Origin of the sequence: Pseudomonas graminis (genome assembly GCF_001705435.1) — a bacterium.
GTDB classification, from domain to species: Bacteria; Pseudomonadota; Gammaproteobacteria; order Pseudomonadales; family Pseudomonadaceae; genus Aquipseudomonas; species Aquipseudomonas graminis_B.
This window is the reverse complement of the sequence record NZ_MDEN01000061.1, coordinates 177,194-189,348: the sequence shown is the minus strand read 5'-3', so window position 1 is coordinate 189,348 and position 12,155 is coordinate 177,194. Positions and strand designations below refer to the sequence as shown.

10 protein-coding genes are annotated in these 12,155 nt (G+C 63.2%); 5 read left to right on the top strand and 5 right to left on the bottom strand.

What is annotated here, in order from left to right; translation table 11 throughout:
* Positions 1 to 26: 26 nt before the first annotated feature.
* Positions 27 to 1,364 carry a PQQ-dependent sugar dehydrogenase gene (locus tag BBI10_RS11535; protein ID WP_065988633.1) on the top strand — a complete coding sequence of 446 codons (1,338 nt, stop codon included), beginning with the start codon at positions 27 to 29 and terminating at the stop codon, positions 1,362 to 1,364.
* Positions 1,365 to 1,480: 116 nt separating this feature from the next.
* Here the strand turns inward: BBI10_RS11535 and BBI10_RS11530 are convergent, their stop codons facing one another.
* The gene (locus BBI10_RS11530) at positions 1,481 to 2,377 is read right to left on the bottom strand and encodes a DMT family transporter (protein ID WP_065988632.1); all 897 of its coding nucleotides are present in this window, start codon (positions 2,375 to 2,377) and stop codon (positions 1,481 to 1,483) included.
* 137 nt (positions 2,378 to 2,514) lie between these two features.
* Here BBI10_RS11530 and BBI10_RS11525 point away from each other — a divergent pair, with 137 nt between their 5' ends.
* Both BBI10_RS11525 and BBI10_RS11520 read left to right on the top strand, forming a co-directional pair.
* Complete coding sequence (locus tag BBI10_RS11525) at positions 2,515 to 3,849, top strand: PLP-dependent aminotransferase family protein (RefSeq protein ID WP_065988631.1); 1,335 nt, start codon at positions 2,515 to 2,517, stop codon at positions 3,847 to 3,849.
* A 175-nt stretch (positions 3,850 to 4,024) separates the two neighbouring features.
* Positions 4,025 to 4,714 (top strand): ATPase, encoded by a 690-nt coding sequence (locus tag BBI10_RS11520; RefSeq protein ID WP_065988630.1) that lies wholly within the window; start codon positions 4,025 to 4,027, stop codon positions 4,712 to 4,714.
* A 234-nt stretch (positions 4,715 to 4,948) separates the two neighbouring features.
* On the opposite strand, the gene BBI10_RS11515 is transcribed toward BBI10_RS11520, so the two are convergent.
* Both BBI10_RS11515 and BBI10_RS11510 read right to left on the bottom strand, forming a co-directional pair.
* Positions 4,949 to 7,372, bottom strand: a complete 2,424-nt coding sequence (locus BBI10_RS11515; RefSeq protein WP_065988629.1) for a glucose/quinate/shikimate family membrane-bound PQQ-dependent dehydrogenase — start codon at positions 7,370 to 7,372, stop codon at positions 4,949 to 4,951.
* A 224-nt stretch (positions 7,373 to 7,596) separates the two neighbouring features.
* Positions 7,597 to 8,022 carry an NUDIX hydrolase gene (locus BBI10_RS11510; protein ID WP_065988628.1) on the bottom strand — a complete coding sequence of 142 codons (426 nt, stop codon included), beginning with the start codon at positions 8,020 to 8,022 and terminating at the stop codon, positions 7,597 to 7,599.
* On the opposite strand from BBI10_RS11510, the gene BBI10_RS11505 reads away from it, so the two are divergent.
* Together BBI10_RS11505 and BBI10_RS11500 are read left to right on the top strand one after the other, a co-directional pair.
* Positions 8,021 to 8,233 carry a hypothetical protein gene (locus tag BBI10_RS11505; RefSeq protein WP_065988627.1) on the top strand — a complete coding sequence of 71 codons (213 nt, stop codon included), beginning with the start codon at positions 8,021 to 8,023 and terminating at the stop codon, positions 8,231 to 8,233. The genes BBI10_RS11510 and BBI10_RS11505 overlap by 2 nt on opposite strands.
* A 33-nt stretch (positions 8,234 to 8,266) precedes the next feature.
* Positions 8,267 to 8,662: an ester cyclase gene (locus BBI10_RS11500; protein WP_065988626.1), complete on the top strand. Its 396-nt coding sequence runs from the start codon at positions 8,267 to 8,269 to the stop codon at positions 8,660 to 8,662.
* Positions 8,663 to 8,723: 61 nt separating this feature from the next.
* On the opposite strand, the gene BBI10_RS11495 is transcribed toward BBI10_RS11500, so the two are convergent.
* Together BBI10_RS11495 and BBI10_RS11490 are read right to left on the bottom strand one after the other, a co-directional pair.
* Positions 8,724 to 9,941 (bottom strand): cytochrome c, encoded by a 1,218-nt coding sequence (locus BBI10_RS11495; protein ID WP_065988625.1) that lies wholly within the window; start codon positions 9,939 to 9,941, stop codon positions 8,724 to 8,726.
* A gap of 10 nt (positions 9,942 to 9,951) precedes the next feature.
* A complete protein-coding gene (locus tag BBI10_RS11490; RefSeq protein WP_065988624.1) occupies positions 9,952 to 12,144 on the bottom strand; it encodes a xanthine dehydrogenase family protein molybdopterin-binding subunit in 2,193 nt (730 codons plus the stop codon).
* Between the last annotated feature and the right edge of the window lie 11 nt (positions 12,145 to 12,155).

Genomic DNA, 12,155 nt, shown 5'->3' with positions numbered 1-12,155 from the left:
ATGGATGGCCGCCGCGAGGTTGAACGATGATTGCGATGCACCGATTTGCACTGCTGATGACCACTGCTGCGATGCTCAGTGCCTGTGGCGAAACCGCCAAGCTGCCGTTCCAGGCTGGCGTAGGCGCGCAGCCGCAACTGCCCGAGCCCAATAGCACACTGATTCCGACCGTCAAGGTGTCCAAGGCCGTCGGCTGGAAGGGCACCGACACGCCCAAGGCCGCCGAGGGCTTCACCGTCAGCGCACTCGCCGAAAACCTCGATCACCCGCGCTGGCTGTACAGCCTGCCCAACGGCGACGTCCTGGTCGCCGAAAGCAACAAGCCGCCGAAGCCTGAAGGCGCGACGGACGGCGGCCCGGGGGTGATGGCATGGATCAAGCGCACGGCTACCGGGATCGTCATGAGCCGGGTCGGCGCCGAAGCCGAGAGCGCCAACCGTATCAGCATCCTGCGCGATGCAGACGGCGATGGCCGGGCCGAAATGAAGAAGGTGTTCATCAGCGGCCTGACGTCGCCATTCGGCATGGTGCTGGTGGGTAACGAGCTGTTCATCGCCAACGCCGACGCCGTGGTCAAGGTCCCGTATAACGACGGCCAGACTGAAAGCACCGCCACGCCGGTGAAAGTCACTGACCTGCCGGCGGGAATCAATCACCACTGGACCAAGAACATCATCGCCAACCGCGAAGGCACCAAGCTGTACGTCACCGTTGGCTCGAACAGCAACGTGGCCGAAAACGGTCTGGAAGCCGAAGAGGGACGTGCGGCGGTCTGGGAAGTGGACGTCAAGACCGGGCAAAAACGCCTGTTCGCCAGCGGACTGCGCAACCCCAACGGGCTGGCGTGGAAGCCGGGCAGCAACGAGCTGTGGACAGTGGTCAACGAACGTGACGAAATCGGCAGCGACCTGGTGCCGGATTACCTGACCTCGGTCAAAGACGGCGCGTTCTACGGCTGGCCGTGGAGCTACTACGGCAATCACGTCGACAGCCGTTTGCAGCCGCCGCGCCCGGACATGGTCGCCAAGGCCATCGCCCCGGATTACGCCCTCGGCACCCACGTCGCGCCACTGGGCCTGACCTGGTCCGACCCGCGCGGCATGCCGGCCAAATTTGCCGACGGCGTGTTTGTCGGCGAGCACGGCTCGTGGAACCGCAATCCCCAGGCCGGCTACAAAGTCGTGTTCGTCGGCTTCAAGGATGGCCGACCTGCGGGCCTGCCGGTGGACGTCCTGACCGGCTTCCTCAACGCCGATGGCGACGCACAAGGCCGTCCGGTCGGCGTGATCCTCGACAAGCAGGGCGCATTGCTGGTCGCGGACGATGTGGGCAACAAGGTCTGGCGCGTCAGTCAGGCCAAGTGATGGCTTAGCAATGAACGGGAAATGCCGGTGATGATCACCGGCATTTTTCGTTTTGAGGATGGTTAAAAAACGTTGGGTCAGGCCTGCACTGTTCAGCCGTCCTGATAGACCTGCTGCTAGCGTGAAAACCGCCGCGCGCCGGCAACGCACGCGATAACCCCGACGGTCACTCCCAGCATGCCCACGCTGACCTGTTCATGCAGAAGGGTTGCGGCCAGCGTCAGACCAAAAAAGGGCTGCAGCAACTGCAGCTGTCCCACCGCCGCGATGCCACCCTGGGCGAGACCGCGATACCAGAACACGAAGCCGATCAGCATGCTGAACAGCGACACGTAGCCCAGACTCAGCCACGCCGGTGCGCTGATGGTGGCCAGGACTGGCGGCGCGCTGAACAGGGTCAGCATCAGCATCAGCGGCAACGCCAGCACCAGCGCCCAGCAGATGACCTGCCAGCCGCCGAGCGTCCGGGACAGCGTGGCACCTTCGGCGTAACCCAGGCCGCAGACGACAATCGCCAGCAGCATCAGCAGATCCCCCGCCGGCGACGCCGACAACCCTTGGGCACAGGCGAACCCCACTACCAGCGCACTGCCCAGCAACGAGAACACCCAGAACACCGGACGCGGACGCTCGCCGCCACGCAACACCGCGAACACAGCCGTCGCCAACGGCAACAGGCCGACAAACACGATGGAGTGCGCCGACGTGACGTATTGCAACGCCAGCGCGGTGAGCAGCGGGAAGCCGACCACCACGCCGCTGGCAACGATGAATAGCGGCATCAGTTGGTTGCGCTGCGGGCGCTTCTCTCGCAACACCAGCAGCAGACAGGCCGCGACCAAGCCGGCAATCGACGCTCTGGCGACAGTCAGAAACAGCGGCGCGAACTCCAGCACGGCGATGCGCGTGGCCGGCAACGAACCGCTGAAAATGATCACGCCCATCAGGCCGTTCAGCCATCCGGCAGTGGAGCGCTTTGTCGCCAGGGGCTGGACCATTGAAGAGATTTCCATGGGGTTCGGACTCCTGAGGTGCAGGCATGAGGACGCCATTGCCGATTGAGGTTGGATTGCCAACAGGTCGATTGCCGTCAAGGCAGCGTAAGGGGCAGAATCAGTACAATCAAAGAATTGTCATGGATAGAGCGTCTATGCCCCGCGCCCGCTACAAAACCCTTGTGGACCGATTTGCCGCGCAGATTGCGGCCGGTGAACTGGCGCCCGGTACTCGCCTGCCGACCCATCGTCAGTTGGCGGCGGCTGAAGGCCTGGCGCTGGTCACGGCGTCGCGGGTCTACGCCGAGCTGGAAGCCATGGGACTGGTGAGCGGCGAAACCGGGCGCGGCACCTTTGTCCGGGAAATCGCCCTGCCGCTCAGCCATGGCGTCGATCAACAGACCAGCACGCCCGGCGTCCTCGACCTCAATTTCAACTACCCGACGCTGCCGGGCCAGGCGGATCTGCTGCGCAACGGCCTTCGCCAACTGGCGTTGTCGGGTGATCTGGAGGCGCTGCTGCGCTATCAGCCCCACGCTGGCCGAAGCCATGAGCGCGCGTGCATGGCGCGGCACCTTGCTGCCCGGGGATTAGCCGTCGAGGCCGACGAGGTGGTGATCGTCAGTGGCGCGCAGCATGGCCTGTCGGTCATTGCGATGGCGTTGCTCAAACCGGGCGATGTGGTGGCGGTGGATGCGTTGACCTATTCGGGGTTCAAAGTGGTGGCCGACGCCCTCCGGCTGGAATTGCTCGCGATCCCCCATACCGATCACGGCCCCGATCTGAACGCCTTGGAAACACTCTGCCAGCGAAGGCGGATCAAGGCCGTCTACACGATGCCGACCCTGCACAACCCCATGGGCTGGGTGATGGACCTGCCGTGGCGCGAACACTTGGTGCGCATCGCTCGGCACCATGGGGTGCTGTTGATCGAAGACGCAGCGTATGCGTTCCTGGCCGAGGACCCGCCCGCACCGTTGAAGGCCCTGGCACCGGAGCTGACCGTCTACGTCTCGGGTTTCTCGAAAAACATCGCGACCGGACTGCGGGTGGGTTACGTGGTTGCGCCGCTGCCATGGATTTCGGCGATGGAGCGTGCGATCCGGGCGACGGTCTGGAATACCCCAGGGGTGATGACGTCGCTGGTCTGCGGCTGGATTGAGGACGGCACCGTCGCGCGTCTGGAGGAGGAAAAACGCCTGGATGCGCGGACCCGACAGACGCTCGCCCGGGAGCTGTTAATCGGGTTGAACGTCATCAGTCACCCGGCGTCCTATTTTTTGTGGGTACAACTGCCGGAGGACGCCAGGGCCGACCAGGTGGCCATGGAGTTGCTGGCAAACAAGGTGGCGGTTTCGACTGCCGAACCCTTCGCCACCTCCAGCGTCGTCCCCCACGGAATTCGCCTGGCGTTGGGTTCTGTGGATCTTGAGGCGTTGCGGGTTGCGTTGCAGGCAGTGCGTCGGGCAGTCGGCCGCTACGTGTATTGAACAGTGCGAAAGGTGAGGGCGGCAGCGGGCTTTGTTGAGGCATCGGTAACGGTGTTTCTCAAAGCGCCTACCATTCTTGAAATCGATAGTGAACATCACGGTAGGCGAGTTCTCTTTTTCCTGGAAGGGAGGAGGATGGCCCCATACCGAACTGGCTTTAGAAGGACACCGCGCGATGAAAATCTCAACCCTGCTGACCCTCGTCGCCGTGCTGTCCAGCGGATTCGTCACTACCGGTTCTGCTGTTGCGGCAGGCACTGTTTCGGCGGCGGATGCCGAGGCGTGCCATTTGCTGCCGGTGGTTGAAAGCCGTGTGGCATTGCAGTCTTCCCAACGCGTGGGTGTGCTCTACAGCGAAAACACCGTTGGCACCCTCGAATACCTTGAGCGTTATCACGCGGTGGCGCTGAAGGGCGTCAAGAATGGCGGGCTGGATTCGCGCATTCGCGAGGCGTTCGTCAACAGCTCCGATCCAAAGCTGGCGATGGACTGGCTGAAAGGTTCGTTGCAGAAGCAGTTTGCTTCAGTGACCGTGTACGACAACCTTGACGCGCTGATGCAGGCGCGGCCTGACGTGGTGGTGATGCTCGACACCTACAGCCGTCTGGTATCCCAGCGTAACTCTCAGGTCGAAGCGCGCTTCATTGCCACGTTCTACGATTCGAACCTGCAATACATCGGCAAGGCTGAAGGCTTGGGCGCCCAGGAGCTGAGCTCGGTGTGGGTCCACGGCAAGGCCGCCCCGGAAATCGCCGCGCAGATCAACCAGCAGCGCGACCTGCAGGTCAATGCCCTGAAGCAGTTTGATGTGTCCCTCAAAGCGCTGGTGACCACCGGGAAGACGGCGGAAGTGGCGAGTAATTGATCGCTGCCTACCAGCCTAACGCGGTTTGATAGTGGGACCGGCTTTAGCCGGGAAGAGGCCGGTTTGATCACCCTCAATTTCGCAGTGTGACGTCCGACGCTTTCCCGGCTAAAGCCGGTCCTACAGACTGCACGCGGTCCCACTGGGTGAATCCGGCCTGAGCCTTTCCCCTGACGCAACAAAAAACCGCTGCGCCCCTCCTGAAGGCGTCAGCGGTTTTTTTTGTGAGGGCGGTTACTTGCTGTCAGGCAGTGCGTAGGCAATCACGTAATCACCGCGATCCTTCGACTGACGGGCGCCGCTGGCGGTGATGACGATGTACTGCTTGCCGGTCTTAGGCGACACATACGTCATCGGGCCGCCCTGGCTGCCCACGGGCAAGCGGGCTTTCCAGGCTTCTTCCCCGTTGGCGCTGTTGAACGCGCGCAGGTAGTAATCCTGGGTGCCGGCGATGAACACCAGACCGCCCTGGGTCGACAGCGTGCCACCCAGCGTCGGCATGCCGATCGGCAGCGGCAGGTGCATTTTGATGCCCATCGGGCCAGTGTCCTGAACGGTGCCGACCGGCACTTGCCAGGCGATCTTTTGAGTCTTCATGTCGATGGCGGTCAACGTGCCGAACGGCGGCGCCTGGCACGGGATGCCCGCCACCGACAGGAAGCGGTTCTTGTTGACGGCGTACGGCGTGCCCTTCAGCGGGACGGCGCCCATGCCGGTATTCAACGCCTCACCGCCGGACGCCGCGATGGCGTCCTTCAGCTGCGGCACCATCTGAATCCACAGGCCCAGGCGCATGTCATTGACGAAGATGAAGCCGTGAACCGGATCGGTCGACAGGCTGCCCCAGTTCATCCCGCCCAGTGATCCCGGGAAACTCAGCGAAATGTCAGTGCCCGGCGCGGTGAACAGGCCGTCGTAGCGCATCTTCTTGAACGAGATCCGGCACAGCAACTGGTCGAACGGTGTGGCGCCCCACATGTCCGATTCGGTCAGCGTCTGCGCACCGATCTGCGGCATGCCCACGGATTTTGGCTGGGTCGGCGAATACGGTTCGTTGGGGATATTCGACGCCTTGACCGGGACTTCCTTGACCTCGGTCAGCGGCTGGCCGGTGTGGCGATCGAGGACGAAAATCTGCCCGGCCTTGGTGCCAATGACCAGCGCCGGCACCTTGCTGCCGTCAGGCTTGGCGAAGTCGATCAGGCTCGGCTGCATCGGCAGGTCGAAATCCCACAGGTCGTTATGGACCGTCTGATACACCCACTTCTGCACGCCGGTGGTGGCGTCCAGTGCCAGCACCGAGGCGCCATAGGTGTGGTCAAGCTCGGTGCGTTTCACGCCATAAATGTCGGTGGACGAACTGCCCATCGGCAGGAACAGCGTGTTCATGGCCGGGTCGTAGGACATCGGTGCCCAGCTGTTCGGCGTGCTGCGCACATAGGTTTTGTCGGCGGCAGGCGCCTGTTTGTCTTCGGGATTGCCCGGATCGAACGCCCAGCGCATCTGCCCGGTGACCACGTCAAAGCCGCGGATCACGCCGCCCGGCATATCGGCCTGCACGTTGTCGGCCACGCGACCGCCAACCACCACCGTGGTCCCGGCCATCAGCGGCGCCGATGACAGTTGATAGTAGGAATCGGGCACGTTGCCCAGACCGGCTTTGAGGTCGACCTGGCCATTGTTGCCGAAGCCCTGGCAGAACTCGCCGGTGTCGGCGTCCACGGCAATCAAGCGCGCGTCGATGGTGTTGGTGAGCAGACGACGCTGGCAGTTGGCGCCAGCCGGCACAGCGACCGCCGCCACAGGCGTGCTGCCATCGGTGGGTGGCGCAATGGCGGCGCTGGCATCGAAATAAGCCAGCCCGCGGCAGCGTTGCCACACGGCGGACTTGGCGTTGATGTCGTTCTTCCACAACTGCTTGCCGGTGTCGGCGTCCAGCGCGATGACGTTGTTGTGGGGCGTGCAGATAAACACCTTGTCGCCGACCTGCAACGGGGTCATCTGGTCTTCGGCACCATTGCCGTCGCTGATGGCGACGTCGCCGGTGTGGTAGGTCCAGGCCGGCACCAGCTTGCTGACGTTGTCGCGGTTGATCTGGTCCAGCGCGGCGAAGCGGCTGCCGCCTTCATCGTTGCCGTAGTGCGCCCAGTCTTTCTGCGCGTGGGCAGGATCGACTTTGGTCAGCCCCGGGCCAGTCCCCGTAGGCGACACCGACGCATGGGGCTGAAACATGCCCCAGGATCCGGCGACGATCGCCAGCGCCAGCACGCCGCCAACGACGTAAACGCCGCGACCGGCTGCGTGGCCATTGGCCTTGCGCAGGGAAGGGTAGATCAGCGCGACCAGCAGGCTCAACACGCCGAGGGCAAACAGCCGGGAAACCAGCGGCCAGAACACCAGCCCGGCGTCCACCAGCGCCCAGATCAGCGTCAGCAGCATCACCGCTGCAAACAGCCACGCGCCTGACAGGCGACGTCGGAACAGCAGGACGGCCGAGACAATCAGGCCCAGGCCGGCCAGCAGGAAATACGCACTGCCGCCCAGCGTGACGAGGTAGCCGCCGCCCGCTGCGAAGAGTAATCCGAAAACCAGCACGCCCAGCGCAACGACCCGAATGGGCCAGCGGCTGGCGGCTGCCGAAGAAGGTGAGTGATTCATGAGGCATTCCTGCTGACGCGAAGAAGGGTCGGGGACGACCGATCAAGTGATTTGAGGACAAGGGTTCACAGCGTGATGGCTGCCAGGCGTATCGCTTACGGCATATCCGTCGTGTAATTAACCGGTTAGTTAATTCCGGCGACGATAGCAAAAAAACGCATTGCCTGCGTCAATTTGTCTCTGTCAGAGGGGCTCGCGCGGAGCGCCGTCAGGCGCTGAACCTGTCAGCGCTGCTGATCCATGAACGCTCGCAGACGCTGTTGCAGGCGGTCCACAGCGTTGTCCATCGAGAGAAACGCGTCGATCGTCATCACTTGCCAGCGCTGGCCTTCATCGCCGAACACCACCTGATCGAATAAACCCTCGGCCACTTCAGCGACGAAGAACCAGGTGTCGAGCCCGTCGACGCCCTGACCCGGGTAGACCTGCTTGTGAGTGAAGGTAGCGGGGTCGAGGACGATGCCGAATTCCTCCATCGTCTCCCGCACGGCGCATTCTTCCGGCGTCTCCTGGCCCTCACGCCCGCCGCCGGGCAGGTCCCACAGGTTCGGCCAGGGGATCTCGGGTTTGTCATCGCGTTGATAGGTGAGCAGCGTGCCATTGCACAGCATCGCGACTTTTGCGCCGGAGAAAGGAGGATGTACGGACATGATTGCGCCTTGTGAAGTCAGTGCGGATAACACTAGCAGTGTCGGCCTGAAACATGCAGCCAACGGCAACCACACACTGCAGTCATCGAGTGAAACCGGCTTCAGCCGGGAAAGCGTCAGTGGTCGCACTGCAAAATTGATGGTGTTCACGCTGGCCTCTTCCCGGCTGAAGCCGGTCCTGCTAAGCATCGCGTGCATCCATGGGTACTAACATTCATGCGAACCACCCACACCGGGAGAAAGGATGAACAACCAGACACTGAAGGACGCTTACACCGGCTATATCGACTGCCTCAATCGCCAGGATTGGGCTGCCTTGGGCGATTTCGTCGGCGAGGACGTGCAGTACAACGGCGAGCGCGTAGGCCTGGCCGGCTACCGGCAGATGCTGGAACGGGATTTTCGCGCCATCCCTGACCTGCGTTTTGTCATCGATCTGCTGATCTCAGAGCCACCGCACATCGCCGCAAGGCTGACGTTCGATTGCACGCCGGTGGGCGAGCTGTTCGATGTGCCGGTGAACGGGAAGAGGGTGCAGTTTACGGAGAACGTGTTCTACACATTTGCGGCGGGGCGTATCGTCAACGTCGAGTCGGTGATCGACAAGGCGGCGGTGGCGGCGCAGGTGCTGAAGACCTGAACCGCCGAATGGCCTGGCAGCACGGCTGACTCACAGGGGAGCCAGCCGCGCTGCCGCTCCATCAATGCAACGCGCTGGCGCGATTTTTAGCGACGTCTTCGGCTTTGATCTCGCCGTCGCTCTGACCGAACCGACGCAGCACGAAGGTGCTCACGGCGGCCAGTTCAGCGTCGCTGTAACTGCGGGCGAAATCAGGCATGCGCTGATCGACCCGTGCCGCCGTTGGCGTGTGACCTTCCAGCAACGTCGCCATCACGTTCCGGCCTTTGGGGTCGTTGGCGGTTTTCAAGCCCGCCAACCCGCCTGCCGGGGACTGCCGGCCACTGCCGTCGATCTGGTGGCAGGCCACGCAGGTGTCGTTGAACAGCTTCTGACCAAGACCCTTTTGCAGTGCGGCATCGTTCATCACCATGCTTGGGCGGGGGATGCCTTCGCTGCGTGCCGGCGTGCTCTTGAGGTACACCGCGATGGCTTTCAGGTCCGCCGGATCGAGGTAGCGCAGGCTGTGCTCGACTGCGTCACCCATTGGGCCGCCCGCGCCGCCGAAACCGGCCGCGTAACCCTTCGACAAGTAGCTGACGATGGCGTCTTCCGGCCAGGCACCGATGCCGTATTTGGCGTCGGAGCTGATGTTGTAGGCCATCCAGTTGCCCAGTTCAGCACCTGCCAAAGAATTGCCGGAGCTCATCGCCTGGAAGATGTTGCGTGGCGTGTGGCACTCGCCGCAGTGGCCTGGGCCCTGCACCAGGTACGCGCCGCGATTCCATTCAGGCGATTGCTTGCTGTCCGGGACGAAGCGTTCGTTGCCGGCGAACATCGCGTTCCAGAACATCATTCCCCAGCGCTGATTGAACGGGAACGAAATCTTGTTCTCTGGCGGCATCTGCTTGACCGGCTCAAGGCTGAACAGGTAGCCCTTGATCGCCAGGATGTCTTCGCGGGACATCAGCGTGTACGAGGTGTAAGGGAAGGCCGGGTAGTAATGCTTGCCGTCCTTGCCCACGCCTTTCTGCAGGGCGTCGACGAACTCGTCGTCGGTCCAGTTGCCGATACCGGTCTCTTTGTCCGGGGTGATGTTGGGCGAATACAGGCTGCCAAACGGCAACTTGAATTCCAGCCCGCCGGCGTACGGCTTCCCGCCCGGCACGACGTGGCAGGCCACGCAATCAGCGGCGCGGGTCAGGTATTCGCCCTTGCTCATCGCCGGGGTGTCGCTCGCGTAAACGGTGCTGGCCAGCAAACCGGCCACAAGTCCGAGCGCAGTGTTGAAAACGTTCATGACGCGCTCCTTAAACAGTGAAATAGCCAGAACGGCTCAACGGCAAACGACGCTCACGCACACCGGTCGCGGCGTACACGGCGTTAACCAGCGCGGCCGCAGCGGGCACTGCGCCGGTTTCACCGACACCGCCAGGGGTCTCGACGCTCTCGACGATGTGCACCTCCACCGGCGGCGCGTCGCTCATGCGAATCTGCCGGTACTCGTGGAAGTTGGTCTGCTGCACTTGACCCTTCTCGACAAGGATTTCGTTGAACAGCGCGGCCGACAGACCGAACAGCGTGCCGCCTTCCATCTGCGACGCCACGGAGGTCGGGTTGGTGGCAAAGCCGCAGTCGATGACCGTCACCAGCCGTTTGATGCGCAGGCCTTTTTCGCCTTCCTTCTCCAGCTCGACGATGGTGGCGACGAAGCTGCCGAACACCGCCGTCACCGCCACGCCACGGCCCGAACCGGCAGGCAGTGGCTTGTCCCACTCCACCAGTTGCGCGGCCTTGGTCAGCACCGCTTGCGCGCGGGGTTGCGACTGCATCAGCGCCAGGCGGTATTTCACCGGATCGACCTTGGCGTTGTGGGCCAACTCGTCGATGAAGCACTCGATGGCGTAGGTGCTGCGCAACGGTCCGACGCCACGCCACCACGAAACCGGAATCACCTCGGGGTCGTGACGGATGTAGCGCACCTGCAGGTTGGGCAGGGTGTAGATCGGGTCCTTCGCCACTTCGACGGCATCGCCATCGACGCCGTCTGCCGGCAATGCGCCGATGTAGGCAGCGACCACCGAAGCACCGGCGATGCGATGCTCCCAGCCCACCGGACGCAGGTCTTTGTCCAGCGCCGCATTGAGGCGGTCGACGTAGTGCGGACGATAACGGTCGTGGGTCATGTCCTCTTCGCGGCTCCAGATCAGCTTGATCGGGTAGCTGAGCTGGCGCGCGATGTCCACGGCCTGGAAGATGAAGTCAGACTCCAGACGACGGCCGAAACCACCGCCGATCAACTGGTTGTGGATCACCACCTTTTCCACCGGCATGCCGCAGACTTTGGCGGCGCCTGCCTGGGCCATCCCCGGCGCCTGGCAGCCGACCCACAACTCGCACGCGTCGGCGCGCACATGGGCGACGCAGGTCATCGGCTCCAGCGGCGAGTGGGACAGGAAGGGTTGCTCGTAGATCGCTTCGAAGCGGCTGGAAGCGTTTTTCAGCGCGCCGGCGATGTCACCGGACTGGTGCGCGAACACACCATCGCCAGCGCTGGCGTCGAACAGCGATTTGTCTAGCTGGGCGGAATCCAGACCGGCGTGGGGGCCGAGGTCCCAGTCGATGTCCAGCGCCTTGAGCGCTTGCTGGCAGGACCAGAAATTGCTCGCCGTTACCGCCACCGCGTTGTCCAGCCGCACGATATCGCGCACGCCGGGAACCTTGCGCGCAGCGTCTTCATTCTTCACGCCGCGCAGTTTGCCGCCGTGAACCGGGCAGGTGAGGGTGGAGGCAATCAGCATCCCCGGCACTTGCAGGTCGATGGTGAATTTCGCCGTGCCGTTGACCTTGTTCGGCGTATCCAGTCGCTGGACCGGTTTGCCCAGCAGTTTGAATTCGCTGACGGCTTTGAGCGGGATGTCGGTTGGCAGCGGTAACTTCGCCGCGGCATCCACCAGCTCACCGTAACCGGCACTTTGACCGTTCGGGCCGATGACCCGACCGTTCTCGGCATGGCACTGGCTCGGCGCGACTTTCCAGCGCATCGCCGCCGCCTGAACCAGCACGATGCGCGCGCTGGCGCCGGCCTTGCGCAGGGGCTCCCAACTGTAGCGGGTGGAGGTCGAACCGCCGGTGGCCTGGAAGCTCAACAACGCGTCGGTGTACAGCGCTGCATTGGGCGGCGCCTCGGTGATGGTGATCTGGCTCAACGGCACTTCGAGCTCTTCGGCGACCATCATGGCGATGCCGGTCTGCACGCCCTGGCCCATTTCGATCTTCGGCGAAATCAGCGTGACGGCGCCGCTGTGATCAATGCGCACGAAAGCGCCATAGCCTTGCTCTGCGTTGTCGCCCAGGATCGCGCCCTTGACCAGGTCGGCGGCGAAGCTGCGAGTGACGGTCGCCGGCAGGTAAGTGCCAATGACCAGCCCGCCCAGCAGCGCACTGCCTTTGAGCAATCCACGACGCGAGAGCATCGCGGCAGATGATTGTGATGCGGACATGATGACTTCCT

Bases quoted from the DNA above. Each gene is read 5' to 3' on its own strand.
- BBI10_RS11535 (WP_065988633.1), top strand. From the start codon at position 27: ATGATTGCGATGCACCGATTTGCACTGCTGATGACCACTGCTGCGATG.
- BBI10_RS11530 (WP_065988632.1), bottom strand. From the start codon at position 2,377: ATGGAAATCTCTTCAATGGTCCAGCCCCTGGCGACAAAGCGCTCCACT.
- BBI10_RS11525 (WP_065988631.1), top strand. From the start codon at position 2,515: ATGCCCCGCGCCCGCTACAAAACCCTTGTGGACCGATTTGCCGCGCAG.
- BBI10_RS11520 (WP_065988630.1), top strand. From the start codon at position 4,025: ATGAAAATCTCAACCCTGCTGACCCTCGTCGCCGTGCTGTCCAGCGGA.
- BBI10_RS11515 (WP_065988629.1), bottom strand. From the start codon at position 7,372: ATGAATCACTCACCTTCTTCGGCAGCCGCCAGCCGCTGGCCCATTCGG.
- BBI10_RS11505 (WP_065988627.1), top strand. From the start codon at position 8,021: ATGATTGCGCCTTGTGAAGTCAGTGCGGATAACACTAGCAGTGTCGGC.
- BBI10_RS11510 (WP_065988628.1), bottom strand. From the start codon at position 8,022: ATGTCCGTACATCCTCCTTTCTCCGGCGCAAAAGTCGCGATGCTGTGC.
- BBI10_RS11500 (WP_065988626.1), top strand. From the start codon at position 8,267: ATGAACAACCAGACACTGAAGGACGCTTACACCGGCTATATCGACTGC.
- BBI10_RS11495 (WP_065988625.1), bottom strand. From the start codon at position 9,941: ATGAACGTTTTCAACACTGCGCTCGGACTTGTGGCCGGTTTGCTGGCC.
- BBI10_RS11490 (WP_065988624.1), bottom strand. From the start codon at position 12,144: ATGTCCGCATCACAATCATCTGCCGCGATGCTCTCGCGTCGTGGATTG.